Below are 15,683 nucleotides of genomic sequence, written 5' to 3' on the forward strand. Positions count from 1 at the left end.
CGAGTACCGTCATTTCTCCTGCAGTACCGCCCTGCCTTTCACCGCCCGCGGCCCGCGCCAGGCCCAGAACAGCAACCCGGGGAATGGTGCGTAGACCACGAACACAATCCACAGCATCTTGCGTTCGGCGCGCCGCTCACTGCCGATGATGTGCCAGATGGCCCAGATCTCCAGCAGGATGACCAGGGCCGCGATGATGAGCCAGATCGTACCGATTTCCATGAGCGCTCTCCCAATTGGCATGTTATGGGTTGGGTTGCTGCAAGCGCTGAGGGTTCAGATTGATTTTCCCGCCTCAAGGGCCCTAACGCAGTTGCAACCACTGCGCCAGGCTAGACCGGTTGCCTGAACACGACCTGCAATGCGACACAGCCACCGGGGAGATTGTCTTTCCTCCGGGCACCGTCCACACTCTGCGGGCCAGCCAGGAAGCGGAGTCCAGAGTGCCCACGCCACGCCAGTTCAGCAAGAAGACCAGCACCAGCAACATGCTGCGGCTCAAAACCAGCAGCGCCAGTGCCCAGGCTCCCTATCGGGTCGACTTCGTCCTGCTCGAACACTTCTCGATGGCCAGTTTCACCGTGGCCATGGACGTGCTGGTCACAGCCAACCTGTTGCGCGCCGACAGCTTCCAGTTCACCCCGCTGTCGCTGGACGGCGACAGCGTGCTCAGCGACCTGGGGCTGGAACTGGTGGCCACCGAGCTGTCCGCCGAAGCGTTGCGGGAGCTGGACCTGTTGGTGATCTGTGGCGGCTTGCGCACACCGCTGAAGTACCCGGAACTCGACCGCCTGCTGGACGACTGCGCCACCCACGGCATGGCCCTGGGCGGCTTGTGGAACGGTGCCTGGTTTCTTGGCCGCGCCGGGGTGCTGGACGACTATGGCTGCAGCATCCACCCCGAACAGCGCGCCAGCCTGTCCGAACGCAGCCCGCAAACACGTATTACCCCGGCAAGCTTCACCCTCGACCGCGATCGCCTGAGCGCCGCCAGCCCCAACGGCGCCATGGAGCTGATGCTGGGCCTGGTGCGCCGGCTGTATGGTGACGGCCTGGCCGAAGGCGTGGAGGAAATCCTGTCGTTCTCCGGTGCGCGCTACCGCCAGGTTGGCCCGGGGGCGAAGAAGTCCATGAGCCTGCACCTGCGTACCATCGTCGAACTCATGGAAAACAACCTTGAGGAAACCCTCAGCCTCGACCAACTGGCGGCCTACAGCGGGCGCTCGCGGCGGCAGATCGACCGGCTGTTCCAGGCCCAGCTTGGCACGTCGCCACGGCGTTACTACATGGAGCTGCGCATCACCAAAAGCCGCCGCCTGCTGCAGTACTCCGACCTGTCGGTGATGGACGTGGCAGTGGCCTGCGGCTTTGTTTCGGTGTCGCACTTCAGCAAGTGCTATGCGGCGTACTTTGGTTACCCGCCGTCACGTGAGCAGCGGCTGGGCGAGTGAGCGGCGTTCAGGCGCGGATGTAGCGCAATACGGCGTCACAGATCATGGCCTTGTGGCGCTGCTTGACCTGGTCATCAGACAGATCGATCTGGAAGATCTCGCCAAAGGTGTGGCGGTTCGACACCCGATAGAAACAGAACGAGCTCATCAGCATGTGCAGGTCGATAACCTCGATGCCGGTGCGGAACACGCCTTCCTGCACGCCACGATGCAGGGTGTTGCCCAAGGCTTCGAGCACCAGGCTGCTCATTTCGCGAATGGCCGGCGACTGCTTGACGTATTCCCCGTAGTGGATGTTTTCGGTGCAGATGATGCGCACGAAATCGACATTGCGGTCGTGGTGATCGAAGGTGAACTCCACCAGCCGGCGTATCGCCTGCTCAGCCGGTAACGACTCCAGGTCCAGGCTCTGCTCGGTCTTGCGAATATCCCCGTACAGCTTCACCAGGCACTCGCAGTACAGCTGCTCCTTGCTGCCGAAGTAGTAGTAGATCATGCGCTTGGAGGTAGCGGTACGCTCGGCGATGGCGTCCACGCGTGCGCCGGCCAGCCCTTGCTGGACGAACTCGTTGATGGCGGCCTGGAGGATGTCCTCGCGGGTTTTCTCGGGGTTGTTCTTGCGCGTTTTGCGCCCCCCTTCGGTTTCAGGCTGGCCGAGGCTGACTACGGAATCACTCATACCCACTCACAGGCTATTTATTGGAATGTGGGGGGATTATCCGCGAGCGCGGCCACGCAGGGAAGCACGCTGTTGGTCGGGTAGCCATAACGCATTGTGGCTGGCGGGCCTTGATATCGCGCCCCGCAACCCGCTAGCCTGCCTGCCCTTGCCGTGGATGGACCCTGCCTCATGCACCCGCGCGACCTCGCCGCCTACCTGTTCCTGGCCATCGCCTGGGGCTTTTCTTTCCTGGTGCTGCTCAAGGTGGTGCATGCCTTTGGCTGGGTGGGCGCGGTCAGCCTACGGGCACTGATTGCCAGCGGCACCCTGGCGACCCTTGCCGCCCTGTTGGGCCGCAGGCTGCGCCTGCGCTCGCTGCTGGTACCCTTGCTGGTGGTGGGCGCGACCACGGTGGCCGGGCAACTGATCGGCATGTCATACGCCACCCCACGTATCGGTACGGCCATGGCGGCCATTTTTGTCGCCACCATTCCGCTGTTTTCTATGCTGATCGGGCGGGTGTGGGGGCTGGAGAAAATCACCCCGCAAGGCCTGGCCGGGCTGCTGCTGGGTATTGTCGGCATCGTCATACTGGTCGGTTTTCCGGCCCGCCCTGTAGATGACGATTTCATCCACGGCTGCATCGCTTCGCTGCTAGGCGCCATCAGCGCCGCCTACGGCAGCAATTACGCCAGCCTGCACCTGCGCGGCCAGGACCCGTGGACAGTCACCGGCGGCGCGTTCCTGGCTGGCGGGCTGCTGACCCTGCCGCTGCTGCTGGTAGTACCGGTGCCCAGCGTGCCACAGGCGGGCGATTGGCTTTACCTGCTGATTAGCGGCGCAGTGATGAGCGCTACCACCTATGTACTGTATTTTGGCCTGGTAGCCCGCATCGGCGCGACCCGCGCCATCAGCGTGGAGTTCGTGGTCACGCTGGTAGCGGTATTGGTCGGCGCGCTGTTTCTCGATGAAGCCCTCAGCCTGTTGCAGGCAGCAGGTGGCCTGATAATTCTGCTTGGCTGCATGCTGGTGCTGGGCCTGCTGCCAAGGCGCAAGCAGCGGCTGCCCAGCTAGTGCGGGGTCAGTCGCGCTGGGCGGTGTCGCGCGTCGGTGGCGGGGTCAGGTGCAGCACGCGATTGCGCCCGCCCTCGGCGAGCAAGTAGCCGCCCTTGCCGTCTGCCACGATCGACTGCGGCGCCTTGAGGAAGGTCAGCATGGTGTGCTGGACGCCGTCAGCGTCGATGAGCAACAAGCGCGCGCGGTGCGTGTTGTCCTCGCTGATCCACAGGCCACGTTGGTCACAGTACAAGAACGTAGGGTTACGCAGGCCGTCGACCACTACTGGGTCGCGGCCATCGTCGGACAGGGCGCGGACCTTGCCATTGGCCTTTTCGGTATACAGCAGGCGGCCATCACTGCAACGGGTAAGGCCTTCGGTTTCGGTCAGGCCGGAACGCAGCACATCGAGCTGGCCGCTGTTCCAGTCATAGCGCATCAGGCGGCCGTTGCCCTTGCGGTCTTCGATAGCGAACAGATGATCGCCGTCGTTCCACAGGCCTTGCACGCTCTCGCCATCGAACAGGTGGGTTACCTGGCCATCGCGAGACAGGCTGACGGGAGCCTGACCACCTTCCTGGCTGAACACCCAACCGTCCTGCGCCGCCACCATGCCATCAGGCTTGGACAGGTTGTCGATCACCACCACGCGATCACCGCTAGCGGTGATCTTGAGGATGCTGCCCCGGCCGTCGTCCAGCTCACGGCTGACCAGCAAGCTGCCATCGGCTTGTGGCAGCAACGAGGCGGCCTTGGTCACGTCGCGATGCAACACCTCGACATCCCAACCGGAAGCGGCCTGAACCGGGTAGAAACTTTGCCAGGCGAAGAAGCCCAGGGTGGCCACGAGCAGGCCAGTGGTGGCAGTCAAGGCGATGCGGGTGCTGCGCTTGCGCAGGATGTGCGGCATGTAGGGCTCCTCGGGATTGCTGGGGATCCTAGCAAGCGAATGTGAAAAAAATGTCGAAACCCACCGTACAGTTACAAAACAAAAGGATATAAAAATAACAAAACAATCTAACAAACTGGAATATATAAATTGAAAGCCTAACGCCGGCTCCTTAGTCTGGATGCATCGCCTCTCAGCCGATTCAAGGAACTATGCCCATGCCCGCCCGCACCTTCTCTCCCCTACGCCGTCTGCTGATCGGCGGATTGCTGGCCAGTGTCGCCAGCGCCTTGCTGCCCTGGTCCGAAGCCATTGCCGATGACGCCAAGACCCTGCGCATCGGTTACCAGAAGTTCAACAGCATCAACATCCTCAAAGGCAGCGGCGCGCTGGAGAAGGCCCTGGCACCGCAAGGCGTGAACGTGAGCTGGCACGAGTTTGCCGCCGGCCCGCAGTTGCTCGAAGCGCTGAGCACTGGCGCCATCGACCTCGGCCACGCTGCCGACGCCCCGTCGGTATTCGCCCAAGCCGCAGGCAAGCCGGTGGTGTACCTGGCTGCCGAACAACCGTATCCACGCGGCATCGGCCTGGTGGTGCGCGAGCAGGACCACCTGGCCAGCGTGCAGGACCTCAAAGGCAAGCGCGTGGCTACCGGCCGTGGCTGGAATGCCCAGTACCTGCTGGCCGTCGCGCTGGAACAAGCGGGCCTCAGCTATCAGGACATCACCCCCGCCTACGTCAACAATGCCGCCGATGCCGTGGCCGCGCTGCAATCGGGCAGTGTCCAGGCGGTGACCCTGTGGGACCCGTTCCTCGCCGCCGCAGAAAGCCAACCAGGGCTGAAAAACCTGCGCGACGGCAGCGGCCTGTCCAACAACCGCACCTTCTACCTGTCCACCGCCAGCTATGCCGACCAGCACCGTGCGCTGCTGAAGACCTTCTTTACCGAACTGGGCAAGGTCAGCCAGTGGGCCAACGCCAAGCCAGCCGAAGTCGCCGCGCTGCTGGCTCCGCAGCTGGGTATCAGCGCCAACGTGTTGGAAGTGGCCAGCGAACGGCGCAACTACAACGCCGTGGCCATTACCCCGCAGATCGTTGCCGAACAACAGAAGCTGGCCGATACCTTCCAGGGCCTAGGCCTGATTCCACGCAAGCTGCAGGTGGCCGATGCGGTCTACCCGGCTTCCGTGTTGCCTTGAGCGGAGCGCGCCGACCATGCCTCGCCCGATCCGCTTCAACGCCTTCAGCATGAACGCTGCCAGCCACCAATCCCCCGGCCTGTGGCGCCACCCACGCAACACCAGCGTGGCGTTCAACCGCCTGAACTACTGGACCGACCTGGCCCGCCTGCTTGAACGGGGCCTGTTCGACGCACTCTTCATTGCCGATGTGCTGGGCATCTACGACGTTTACCAGGGCGGCCCTGAAGCCGCCCTGCGCGGCGGCGTGCAGGTGCCGGTCAACGACCCGCTACTGCTGGTGCCGGCGATGGCCGGCGTTACCGAACACCTGGGTTTCGGTGTCACCTTCTCGTTGACCTACGAGCACCCTTACCCCTTCGCCCGGCGCATGTCCACGCTCGATCACCTGAGCAATGGCCGGGTCGGCTGGAACATCGTCACCGGCTACCTGGACAGCGCCGCCCGCAACCTGGGCCTGGCGCGTCAACTGGGCCACGACCAACGCTACGACCTGGCCGAGGAATACCTGCAGGTGTTGTACAAACTGTGGGAAAAAAGCTGGGACGACGATGCCGTGCTGTTGGAGCGCGACAGTGGGCGCTATATCGAACCCTCGCGGGTACACCCCATCAACCATGTGGGCGAGCATTTTCAGGTGCCCGGCATGCACCTGTGCCAGCCGTCGCCGCAGCGCACGCCGGTGCTGTTCCAGGCCGGGGCTTCGGCACGCGGCCAGCAGTTTGCCGCACGGCATGCCGAATGCGTGTTCATCAGCGGCCCAACGCCCACGGTGTTGCGCCGTTACGCCGACGGCATTCGCCAGGCCAGCGAGGCAGCTGGGCGTGGCCGTGACGAAGTGCTGATCTACGCCCAGGCGCTATTGATCGTCGCCCCCACGAGGGAGCAAGCCGAAGCTCGCTTCGCCGAATACCGGCGCTATGTCGACCTGGACGCCGCCCTGGCACTGTTGTCGGGCTGGACCGGTATCGACTTTGCGGGCCTCGACCCCGACGCGCCGATCGAATACGTCGAAAACGACGCTGGCCGCGCTGCCTTGGCGGCCTTTACGGCAGCCGACCCTGGCCGCCGCTGGACCGTACGCGAGGCCGCCGAGTTCGTTGGCCTGGGGGGCCGAGGCCCGGTGTTGGTGGGTGCCGCCAGCGAGGTGGCCGACCAGCTGGAAAGCTGGCTGGACCAGACCGGCATCGATGGTTTCAACCTGACGTACGCCGTGCAACCGGACGACCTGGCCAATGTGGTCGAGCTATTGGTGCCCGAACTGCAGCGCCGCGGCTGCTACCCGCTGAACTACACCGAAGGTACCTTGCGCCACAAACTGTTCGGCCAAGGCGACCAGCTACCGGAACAGCATGTTGGGCGTCAGGTCGACATTCAGCAACCAAATACCGGGTATTCCAACATTTAATTTGTGGATGGCGCGCGCTCGACCCTATTCTGTCGCCACATCCCCTGCGCCGCACCGGCCGGTGCGGTTCAAGGCACGGGGAGAGAACAACAAGTCGAGATCGTCCATGTCGAACCATTCGTACTTCGCCCCCCACGGTGGGCACCCGGCTCAAACCGAGCTGCTGACTGACCGTGCCATGTTCACCGAAGCCTACGCTGTCATCCCTAAAGGCGTGATGCGTGACATCGTCACCAGCCACCTGCCGTTCTGGGACAAGATGCGCATGTGGGTCATCGCCCGCCCGCTGACCGGCTTTGCCGAAACCTTCTCCCAGTACATCGTCGAGCTGGCCCCGGAAGGCGGCAGCGAGCGCCCTGAGCTGGACCCGAACGCGGAAGCCGTGGTGTTCATCGTAGAGGGCGAACTGGACATCACCGTCGAAGGCAAGCACCACACCCTGGTACCAGGCGGCTACGCCTTCCTGGCCCCGGGCGCCGAATGGAGCCTGCGCAACAACAGCAAGTCCAACGTCACCTTCCACTGGCTGCGCAAGCACTACCAGAAAGTTGAAGGCCTGGACATACCAGAATCCTTCGTCACCCACCGTGACAACGCCACCGTCATCGAGATGCCGGGCACCGAAGGCCGCTGGAAAACCACCCGTTTCGTCGACATGGCCGACATGCGCCACGACATGCACGTGAACATCGTCACCTTCCAGCCGGGCGGCGTGATCCCGTTCGCTGAAACCCACGTGATGGAACACGGCCTGTACGTGCTGGAAGGCAAGGCGGTGTATCGCCTGAACCAGGACTGGGTCGAAGTGGAAGCTGGCGACTTCATGTGGCTGCGCGCCTTCTGCCCGCAAGCCTGCTACGCCGGCGGCCCAGGCAACTTCAGCTACTTGCTGTACAAGGACGTGAACCGTCACGTACACCTGACACTGAACCCTAAGCGCTAAGCCCAGGCTGATGCCCGCAAGCCCGCCAACCTGGCGGGCTTTCTGTTTGCCGCGCATACTCAAACACCCATCCCTCGCGCGGTACCAGCCATGAACCGCTGCCTGCTGCTCGCCGCCCTGCTGCTGTGCACCTCTGCCCTGGCTGCCGATGACTGGAACCTGGCCTACGATCGCGAAGGCATTCGCGTGTACCTGAGCGCCGCAGCGGATTCGCCCTACCAGCAATTTCGTGGCGTGAGCACCATGAAAGCCAGCGTACGCACCCTTACCGACCTGCAAGAGAACCTGCGCGTAGCCTGCAAATGGCTGTACGCCTGTGACCAGATGCGTTTGCTGGACGTGGACGGCGCCAATACCTGGGTGTACCTGACCACCAACCTGCCCTGGCCGACGATGCCGCGGGACATCGTGCTGAAGGTGACCAGCGAACGCCTGGACGACGGCACCCTGCTGCGGCACCTGAGTGCCGAGCCCGACAGGATCCCCAAGGTGGACGGGCTGATCCGCGTGCAGCACCTGAGCGGCGAGTGGCGGATGAAGCCGCTGGGTGAGCGCGAAACCGAAGTGACGTATCAGTTGCAAGCCGACCCGGCCGGGGACGTGCCGGGCTGGCTTGCCAATCGGTTCGTGGTGGATGCACCAGTGGTGACGTTGCGTACGTTGCGGGCGGTGGCTGAGCGCCAGCCTTGAGGTGTGGGCAGCCCTGCGCTTTACGGCCGCGAACGCTAGGCGGCGGTAGCTGCCTGTGGCCGCATACATGCCTTGGCCCGGCGCCGGTAGGCCAGCAGCAGGCCCGCGTACCACAACGGCATCACGTACAACGCCGTGCGGGTGTCCGGTTCCAGGGCCAGCAGGCACAGCACGAAGATCAGAAACAGCTGCGCCAGCGCAGCGGTGGCCTTGCCACCTGGCAGCTTGAACCTGGACCGCTCATGGGCCTGCGGATTCTGCCGACGGTAAGCGAAGTAGGACAGCAGGATCAGTGACCAGGTAACGATGATCATCACTGCGGAGATGGTCGACACCAGGGTAAACACGGTCATCACTTCTGGAATCACGAACAGCAGCGTCAAGGCAATCGCCATGCACACCCCCGAGAACACCAGCGCCCGCACGGGCGTACCCGAGCCGGACAGCCGCCCGAACGCCACAGGCGCCTGCTGCTGATGTGACAGGCCGTAGAGCATCCGCGAGCCCGAGTAGACACCGCTGTTGGCCGACGACGCAGCCGACGTCAGCACCACGAAGTTGATGATGCCAGCGGCTGCGGGCAACCCGCCAAGCAGGAACAGTTCAACGAATGGGCTGCGGTTGGCCGGCACATTGGCCCAGGAGACCACACTGATGATGCACACCAGCGAACAGATGTAGAACAACAGGATGCGCACGGGGATGGTGTTGATTGCCTTGGGCAGGGTCTTCTCCGGGTCTTTGGCCTCCGCCGCTGCGGTGCCGATCAGCTCGGTGCCGACAAAGGAGAAGATGGCGATCTGAAACCCGGCGAGAAAGCCCAGGATGCCATGTGGCATGACCACGCCCGGTGCTACCAGGTGGCTGAACGAGGCGGTTACCCCTGCCGGCGAAGTGTAGGAGGTCGCGACCATTACCAGGCCGGTCACCACCAACAGCACGATGGCGACGATCTTGATCAGGCCAAACCAGAACTCCACTTCGCCAAAGGCCTTCACCGCCAGCATGTTCAGCCCCAGCAGCAGGAACATGGTACCGAAGGCCGGTAGCCAGGTGGGCACATCGGGGTACCAGTACTGCACGAACCCCGCGACCACCACCACGTCACCCACCGCTGCCACTACCCAGCTGAGCCAGTACGACCAGCTGAGAATGTAACCGGCCCGTGGGCCCAGGTAGTTGTGCACCAGGTCGGCGAACGATTCCATCTGCAGGTTGGCCAGCAGCATCTCGCCCATGGCGCGCATGATGCAGAACACGAAAAAACCGATGATGGCGTAGACGAGGATGATCGAGGTGCCAGACAGCGCAATGATCTTGCCCGAACCCATGAACAGGCCGGTACCAATCGCACCACTGATGGAAATGAGCTGTATGTGCCGGTTTTCCAGCCGCCGTTTGAGCACACGGCTTTCTTCTGGAACTGCGCTTTGCGCGTTGCACGTTGGTTGCATAGTTGACCTCTTATTCTTTTTTTGTAAAACCCCGCCGCCCCGCGCCGCACCATTTAATTGGTACTAAAGTGCAGGTTCTCGCCATTCAAGTCAGTCGAAACGTGGGTATTAACTCAGATGAAAAAACAGTGCCCGGTGCAACTTCGCAGCGGGTGTATTTGTTCTATTGAAACGCACCCAAGTGGCGCGTCCGATACAGTCCCGCGAAAGCCGTTTCATTCTGCCAGCGGCCCCGGTCAAGCGGAACGCTACAGAATGCACACCCCCATCGGGATTTTGTGCAGTGTGAAAAGCCCGGGTGACAGTTTGCACAATGCACCTGCCAGAAGGCTTGACCCGGCAGTCACATCTTGTAGGTCGAAAGCAGAATGCTGGTCTCGGTGTTTTCGATGTGTGGTATCGAGCGAATGGTGTTCAACGCCCGGTCGAAGGCCTCGAGGGTGTCGGCGCGCAGCTCGGCCATCAGGTCCCAGCGGCCATTGGTGGTATGGATGGCCACCACGTTGGGGTGCCCACGCAGCGCGTGCTTGACCTCTGCGGCGTGGTGGCCGCTGATACCGATGCTGGTGATTGCGCGCACGCCCTGCTCCAGCGCATCGGAGCGCAGGCGTACCGTGTAGCCGATGATCACGCCCTGCTCTTCGAGCCGGGTAATACGGTTTTGCACGGTTGCCCGTGCCACCTTGAGCTTCTTTGCCAGGGTCAGCACGGGGGTGCGTGCATTGTCCCGCAACAGTGCAATCAGTTCCCGATCAATAGTGTCCATAGGCCTGCCAAATAATCAGATTGCTACTTTGGGGTGGCAGATTGTCTAGAAAGTTGACAAAACTGGCAACCTGCATTCTTCCGATTGACGCAACCTTTCATCAAAATGTTCACGCCACTTCAACAATCTCAAGCGTGTACCCGGAAGTACAGGGGTGACCGCGCAATAACAAGGTGCAAGAGCATGACGTATTTCATTGATGTTCCAACCATGTCGGACTTGGTACATGACATTGGCGTAGCGCCCTTCATTGGTGAACTGGCGGCAGCCATTCGCGAAGACTTCAAACGCTGGCAGGAGTTTGACAAGTCTGCGCGAGTTGCCAGCCATTCGGAAGTGGGTGTAATTGAACTGATGCCGGTCGCCGACAACAGCCGCTATGCCTTCAAATACGTCAACGGCCACCCGGCCAACACGGCCCGCGACCTGCATACGGTCATGGCCTTCGGCGTGCTGGCCGATGTCGACACCGGTTACCCGGTGCTGCTGTCCGAGCTGACCATCGCCACCGCCCTGCGCACCGCTGCGACATCGCTGATGGCAGCCCAGGCACTGGCCCGGCCCAACTCGCGCAAGATGGCGTTGATTGGCAACGGCGCACAAAGCGAGTTCCAGGCACTGGCCTTCCACAAGCACCTGGGCATCGAAGAAATCGTAGCCTACGACACCGACCCGCTGGCCACCGCCAAGCTGATCGCCAACCTCAAGGAATACAGTGGCCTGACCATCCGCCGGGCCGGCTCGGTGGCCGAAGCGGTGAAAGGCGTGGACATCATCACCACGGTGACCGCCGACAAGGCCTACGCCACCATCATCACCCCCGACATGCTCGAACCCGGCATGCACCTGAACGCTGTGGGTGGTGACTGCCCAGGCAAGACCGAGCTGCACGCCGATGTACTGCGCAAGGCCCGAGTGTTCGTCGAGTACGAACCGCAAACCCGTGTCGAAGGTGACATCCAGCAGTTGCCGGCAGACTTCCCGGTGATCGATTTGTGGCGCGTGCTGCGCGGTGAAAGCGAGGGCCGCCAAAGCGACAGCCAAGTCACCGTGTTCGATTCGGTGGGCTTCGCCCTGGAAGACTACACCGTACTACGGTACGTACTACAGCAGGCTGAAAAGCGCGGCATGGGCGCGAAGATCGACCTGGTGCCATGGGTAGAAGACGACCCGAAAGACCTGTTCAGCCATACCCGCGGTCGCGCGGGCAAAAGCCGCATCCGACGCGTTGCCTGACCCTGCTCCCAACCCGGTATTCCCACATGGCATTTCCAACGCGTTCGATTCAAGCACCTGCAGCCGTGGTCATGGTCCGGCCACATGCCTTCACCCCCAACCCAGAGACCGCAGCCGACAACTCGTTTCAACGCAGCCACCCGAGCCTCGCCGCACAAGCGCTGGCCGAGGTGGCACGTGATGAAGTCACCCAGGCCGTCGGTCGCCTTGAGGCCGAAGGCGTACGGGTACACCTGTTCGACGACTTCGGCGAACTCAATACCCCTGACTCGGTATTCCCCAACAACTGGTTCTCCACCCACCCCGGAGGGCACATCGCGATCTACTCGATGTACTCGCGCAACCGCCGCCGCGAGCGGCGCACCGATGTGATCGAAATGCTCAAGCATGAGTACCGCGTACAGGATGTCATCGACTATTCAGGGCTGGAGCAGGACGAACTGTTCCTCGAAGGGACCGGCGCCATGGTGTTCGACCACCTGTCACGGGTGGCCTACACCGCGCGTTCCAACCGCGCCGACCCGATTGCTCTCGAACGTTTCAGCACACACTTCAACTTTGAGCCGATGGTGTTCGACACGGCCGATGAACAAGGCACGCCGATCTACCACACCAATGTGCTGATGTGCGTGGCGACCGAGTTTGCCCTGGTAGGCTTCGGCACCTTCACCAACAAGGCGCGAGCCGAGGAAGTGCGCATGCGCCTGATTGAATCGGGGCGCGATGTGATCGACCTGAGCAACCAGCAAATCAGCCAGTTTGCCGGCAATGCCATCGAACTGTCCGGGCGTGACGGGCGCATTCTGGCGCTGTCACGCAAGGCCTTCGACAGCCTGAACGCCGAGCAACGCCAACGCATCGAACGCTCGGCGCGGCTGGTGCCACTGGACGTGCCGACCATCGAGATGGCCGGCGGCTCGGTGCGCTGCATGATTGCCGGCATTCACCTGTCGCCCCGCCTGGCTGCGGCGTACACCTGCGCCGGATGACTCGCGGCCTTGGTGCTGGTTGACGCGGTCGGTGTAGGAGCGGCCTTGTGTCGCGAAAGGGCCGCCACGCGGCCCCAGCAACTTGTGCACCACCGCTGAAATTCTGGGGCTGCTTTGCAGCCCTTTCGCGACACAAGGCCGCTCCTACAGCGACCGCGTCAGATCGTCAGGCCGCGTCAGATGCCACCACCTGCCAATAGCTGCGTCATCACCTCGGCCAACGCCTTGACCATCACATCTGCCGTCGGCCGGTGGACGATGACGATCTCATAGCTGTCGACCTCCGGCAGCCCTTGCCCTGCCCCCAGCACCCGGTGCTCACCAGTGGCCGCCCTTGGTGGCAGCAGGCTCACGCCCATGCCATCGGCGACCGCGGCCTGGATGCCACTGAGGCTGGAACTGGTGAAGCTGATACGCCAGCGTCGGCCCATGCCTTCGATGGCGTTGATCATGTCTTCGCGGTACAGGCCGCGTGGCGGGAAGGTCACCAGCGGGATCGGGTCGAGCTCGAAGGCGGGCGTACGCGCGCTGTCGATCCATTGCAGGCGCTCTGGCCAGCAGGCCACGCCCTCGCGGGTGTTGCGCCGCTGCTTGAGCAGCACCAGGTCAAGTTCACCATTGTCGTAGGCCTGGCTGAGGTCCCGGCACAAGCCACTGGTCACTTCCAGCTTCACCTGTGGCTGCAGCCGGCTGAAGGCCGACAACGCATTGGTGGTACGCCCGCCAACGAAGTCCTCGGGCACGCCAAGGCGCACGGTGGTACCCACCATCGCCCCGGCCAGGGCTTCGAGCATCTGGTCGTTCAGCGCCAGCATGTGCCGGGCATAGCCGAGCAGGGTTTGCCCGGCATCGGTCGGTAGCACATCACGGTTGCCGCGTACCAGTAGGCGGTGGCCGACCATGTCTTCCAGGCGGCGCACCTTCTGGCTGATCGTCGACTGGGTCGAATGCAGGCGCGCGGCAGCGGTGGTGAAGCTGCCGCAATCGGCCACCACGACAATGGCGCGCAGCAGGTCGAGGTCGAACAGAGCCCTATTCGATTTCACGCTGATGGACATCTTGGTATTCAACTACTGAATGGCGAACCTGCGTTCTATCACGGCTAGTCGCCAAGGGCCACACCTTCCCGCCGAGGGTCGGCACCACCTGACCAACCCTCGCCACTGCGCTGGATGATCTGCATGCCGCTGGTCATGGTCATCGGTGTCACGTCGTGTCCCCAGGCCGCCAACTGGCGGATCAGCGACGGGCTGGCCAGCCCTGCTTCCACTTCGGTACCCGCATTGCGGCTGCCGAAGTTGGGCAGGCCGGCGGCCTGCTGCGGGTCGAGCTGCCAATCCAGCAGGCCGACCAGCGCCTTGTTCACGTAACCAATGATCTGAGAACCGCCCGGCGAGCCGAGGCTGGCCACAAGCTCGCCAGAGGCACGCGAGAACACCAAGGTCGGCGCCATGGCCGACAGTGGCCGCTTGCCCGGCTGCACCCGGTTGGCCACCGGCTTGCCGTGCTCTTGGGGGGTGAAGGAAAAGTCGGTCAGGTGATTGTTGAGCAGGAAGCCTTTGACCATCAGGTGCGAACCGAATGCGGCCTCCACCGAGCTGGTCATGGCCAAGGCCTGCCCACTGTCATCCACGGCACTGAGGTGCGACGTGGAAATGCGCAATGGCGAGCGGTCAGGCGCCAGGGCCAGGTCCGCGCCTTGCGGCCGGCCCGGCAGTGCACGCTTCATGCTGTACTCACCGATCAAGGCGGCGCGGCTGGCCAGGTAGGCGGGATCGGTCAGGGCCTTGACCGGCACCGGCACATAGTCGCTGTCGGCCAGGTACTGGGCGCGGTCGGCATAGGCCAGGCGTTCGGCCTCGGCAATCAGATGCACGGCCAGTGGCGGTGCCTCCAGCCGGGCCGGGGACGAGGTGGCCAGCGGACGCAGCGCTGCCAGGTCGCGCTGGGGCGCAGCGCGTTGCACGGCTTCGAGCATGCCCAAGGTCTGCAGCACCGTCACCCCGCCCGACGATGGCGGCGGCATGCCGCATATTCGCCAGGCTTTGTAAGGGCCACACACCGGCTCGCGCTCCTTGGCCTGATACTGCTGCAAGTCCTGCAGCGACAGGTAACCCGCATTGGCATGGCTGCGCACCTTGGCCACAATGGCTTCGGCAATTTCACCGCTGTAGAACGCCTCGGGGCCTTCTGCCGCGATCCGCTCGAAGGTGTAGGCCAACTCAGGGTTTCGCAGTGTTGTGCCCACTGCCAGCGGCTTGCCCTGTTCATCCAGAAAATAGCGAGCCATTGCGGGTGAACGGCCAATGTAGGGGTCCCCGGCCAGCAACGTGTGCAGGCGCTCGGAAACCGCGAAACCGTTGCGTGCCAGGGCAATGGCCGGGGCGAACAGGTCGCGCCAAGGCAGCTTACCGTGTTGATCGTGGGCCAGTTTCAAGGCACGTAGCCCCCCTGGCACGCCGACCGAACGGCCACCAATCTGCGCTGCCCGGAACGGCACCGGTGTACCGTCGGCTTGCAGGAACAGCTTCTCTGTCACCGCCGCCGGCGCAGCCTCGCGACCGTCGAATGCCTGTACGCGCCTGCCGTCCCAATACAAGATGAACGCCCCGCCGCCAATGCCACTGGACTGGGGTTCGACCAGGGTCAGCACCATCTGCATGGCGATGGCAGCGTCAATCGCACTGCCCCCGGCACGCAATATCGCCCGCCCCGCTTCACTGGCCAGCGGGTTGGCGGCAGCGGCCATGTGCCGGCTGGCGTGCACCGGCTGCAGCCCGCTGCGGTAACCAGAGGCCAGCTCCGGTGGTGCGGGCAGCACCTGGTCGGCACAGGCCCAGCCACTGGCAGCCACCAGGCACAGAGCGCTCATCAGCGGCGTAGAAAATTTCATCGTCTTGCTTCCTGCCTTCAACTATTCAGCCAGGCACTGTCGGTCATG

General features: G+C 63.2%; 15 protein-coding genes. 8 read left to right on the forward strand and 7 right to left on the reverse strand.

What is annotated here, in order from left to right:
• Positions 1–9: 9 nt before the first annotated feature.
• Positions 10–222, reverse strand: coding sequence for a PLDc N-terminal domain-containing protein (locus Q9451_RS18175; protein WP_012272047.1), 213 nt, complete (start codon positions 220–222; stop codon positions 10–12).
• Between the two features lie 221 nt (positions 223–443).
• Here Q9451_RS18175 and Q9451_RS18180 point away from each other — a divergent pair, with 221 nt between their 5' ends.
• Positions 444–1,451, forward strand: a complete 1,008-nt coding sequence (locus tag Q9451_RS18180) for a GlxA family transcriptional regulator (protein WP_345960700.1) — start codon at positions 444–446, stop codon at positions 1,449–1,451.
• Positions 1,452–1,458: 7 nt separating this feature from the next.
• Here Q9451_RS18180 and Q9451_RS18185 read toward each other — a convergent pair whose 3' ends face one another.
• Positions 1,459–2,130, reverse strand: coding sequence for a TetR/AcrR family transcriptional regulator (locus Q9451_RS18185; RefSeq protein WP_012272045.1), 672 nt, complete (start codon positions 2,128–2,130; stop codon positions 1,459–1,461).
• Between the two features lie 171 nt (positions 2,131–2,301).
• On the opposite strand from Q9451_RS18185, the gene Q9451_RS18190 reads away from it, so the two are divergent.
• Positions 2,302–3,186, forward strand: a complete 885-nt coding sequence (locus Q9451_RS18190; protein ID WP_012272044.1) for a DMT family transporter — start codon at positions 2,302–2,304, stop codon at positions 3,184–3,186.
• Between the two features lie 7 nt (positions 3,187–3,193).
• Here Q9451_RS18190 and Q9451_RS18195 read toward each other — a convergent pair whose 3' ends face one another.
• Positions 3,194–4,078, reverse strand: a complete 885-nt coding sequence (locus tag Q9451_RS18195; protein ID WP_012272043.1) for a hypothetical protein — start codon at positions 4,076–4,078, stop codon at positions 3,194–3,196.
• 197 nt (positions 4,079–4,275) lie between these two features.
• Between Q9451_RS18195 and Q9451_RS18200 the strand changes: the two genes are divergently transcribed.
• The 4 genes from Q9451_RS18200 (at position 4,276) to Q9451_RS18215 (ending at position 8,297) form a co-directional block, all read left to right on the forward strand.
• Positions 4,276–5,256, forward strand: a complete 981-nt coding sequence (locus Q9451_RS18200) for an aliphatic sulfonate ABC transporter substrate-binding protein (RefSeq protein ID WP_012272042.1) — start codon at positions 4,276–4,278, stop codon at positions 5,254–5,256.
• 16 nt (positions 5,257–5,272) lie between these two features.
• Positions 5,273–6,664 (forward strand): LLM class flavin-dependent oxidoreductase, encoded by a 1,392-nt coding sequence (locus Q9451_RS18205; RefSeq protein WP_012272041.1) that lies wholly within the window; start codon positions 5,273–5,275, stop codon positions 6,662–6,664.
• A 106-nt stretch (positions 6,665–6,770) separates the two neighbouring features.
• On the forward strand, positions 6,771–7,607 hold the full coding sequence (locus tag Q9451_RS18210; protein WP_012272040.1) for a bifunctional allantoicase/(S)-ureidoglycine aminohydrolase: 837 nt from the start codon (positions 6,771–6,773) through the stop codon (positions 7,605–7,607).
• Positions 7,608–7,697: 90 nt separating this feature from the next.
• Positions 7,698–8,297 (forward strand): START domain-containing protein, encoded by a 600-nt coding sequence (locus tag Q9451_RS18215; protein WP_012272039.1) that lies wholly within the window; start codon positions 7,698–7,700, stop codon positions 8,295–8,297.
• A 35-nt stretch (positions 8,298–8,332) separates the two neighbouring features.
• Here Q9451_RS18215 and Q9451_RS18220 read toward each other — a convergent pair whose 3' ends face one another.
• Both Q9451_RS18220 and Q9451_RS18225 read right to left on the reverse strand, forming a co-directional pair.
• Positions 8,333–9,751, reverse strand: coding sequence for an amino acid permease (locus Q9451_RS18220; protein WP_012272038.1), 1,419 nt, complete (start codon positions 9,749–9,751; stop codon positions 8,333–8,335).
• A gap of 343 nt (positions 9,752–10,094) precedes the next feature.
• The gene (locus Q9451_RS18225; RefSeq protein WP_012272037.1) at positions 10,095–10,517 is read right to left on the reverse strand and encodes an Lrp/AsnC family transcriptional regulator; all 423 of its coding nucleotides are present in this window, start codon (positions 10,515–10,517) and stop codon (positions 10,095–10,097) included.
• 183 nt (positions 10,518–10,700) lie between these two features.
• Here Q9451_RS18225 and Q9451_RS18230 point away from each other — a divergent pair, with 183 nt between their 5' ends.
• Both Q9451_RS18230 and Q9451_RS18235 read left to right on the forward strand, forming a co-directional pair.
• Positions 10,701–11,753: an ornithine cyclodeaminase gene (locus Q9451_RS18230; protein WP_060493445.1), complete on the forward strand. Its 1,053-nt coding sequence runs from the start codon at positions 10,701–10,703 to the stop codon at positions 11,751–11,753.
• A 26-nt stretch (positions 11,754–11,779) separates the two neighbouring features.
• On the forward strand, positions 11,780–12,742 hold the full coding sequence (locus Q9451_RS18235) for an arginine deiminase-related protein (protein WP_171577261.1): 963 nt from the start codon (positions 11,780–11,782) through the stop codon (positions 12,740–12,742).
• Between the two features lie 176 nt (positions 12,743–12,918).
• On the opposite strand, the gene Q9451_RS18240 is transcribed toward Q9451_RS18235, so the two are convergent.
• Together Q9451_RS18240 and ggt are read right to left on the reverse strand one after the other, a co-directional pair.
• On the reverse strand, positions 12,919–13,800 hold the full coding sequence (locus Q9451_RS18240) for a LysR substrate-binding domain-containing protein (protein ID WP_012272034.1): 882 nt from the start codon (positions 13,798–13,800) through the stop codon (positions 12,919–12,921).
• A gap of 44 nt (positions 13,801–13,844) precedes the next feature.
• Positions 13,845–15,635 carry a gamma-glutamyltransferase gene (ggt, locus tag Q9451_RS18245; RefSeq protein WP_012272033.1) on the reverse strand — a complete coding sequence of 597 codons (1,791 nt, stop codon included), beginning with the start codon at positions 15,633–15,635 and terminating at the stop codon, positions 13,845–13,847.
• Positions 15,636–15,683: the final 48 nt, after the last annotated feature.

It is taken from the genome of Pseudomonas sp. NY8896, assembly GCF_039634505.1.

Coding starts and splice junctions, on each gene's coding strand:
- Q9451_RS18175 (WP_012272047.1), bottom strand. CDS start 222: ATGGAAATCGGTACGATCTGGCTCATCATCGCGGCCCTGGTCATCCTG.
- Q9451_RS18185 (WP_012272045.1), bottom strand. CDS start 2,130: ATGAGTGATTCCGTAGTCAGCCTCGGCCAGCCTGAAACCGAAGGGGGG.
- Q9451_RS18190 (WP_012272044.1), top strand. CDS start 2,302: ATGCACCCGCGCGACCTCGCCGCCTACCTGTTCCTGGCCATCGCCTGG.
- Q9451_RS18195 (WP_012272043.1), bottom strand. CDS start 4,078: ATGCCGCACATCCTGCGCAAGCGCAGCACCCGCATCGCCTTGACTGCC.
- Q9451_RS18200 (WP_012272042.1), top strand. CDS start 4,276: ATGCCCGCCCGCACCTTCTCTCCCCTACGCCGTCTGCTGATCGGCGGA.
- Q9451_RS18205 (WP_012272041.1), top strand. CDS start 5,273: ATGCCTCGCCCGATCCGCTTCAACGCCTTCAGCATGAACGCTGCCAGC.
- Q9451_RS18210 (WP_012272040.1), top strand. CDS start 6,771: ATGTCGAACCATTCGTACTTCGCCCCCCACGGTGGGCACCCGGCTCAA.
- Q9451_RS18215 (WP_012272039.1), top strand. CDS start 7,698: ATGAACCGCTGCCTGCTGCTCGCCGCCCTGCTGCTGTGCACCTCTGCC.
- Q9451_RS18220 (WP_012272038.1), bottom strand. CDS start 9,751: ATGCAACCAACGTGCAACGCGCAAAGCGCAGTTCCAGAAGAAAGCCGT.
- Q9451_RS18225 (WP_012272037.1), bottom strand. CDS start 10,517: ATGGACACTATTGATCGGGAACTGATTGCACTGTTGCGGGACAATGCA.
- Q9451_RS18230 (WP_060493445.1), top strand. CDS start 10,701: ATGACGTATTTCATTGATGTTCCAACCATGTCGGACTTGGTACATGAC.
- Q9451_RS18235 (WP_171577261.1), top strand. CDS start 11,780: ATGGCATTTCCAACGCGTTCGATTCAAGCACCTGCAGCCGTGGTCATG.
- Q9451_RS18240 (WP_012272034.1), bottom strand. CDS start 13,800: ATGTCCATCAGCGTGAAATCGAATAGGGCTCTGTTCGACCTCGACCTG.
- ggt (WP_012272033.1), bottom strand. CDS start 15,635: ATGAAATTTTCTACGCCGCTGATGAGCGCTCTGTGCCTGGTGGCTGCC.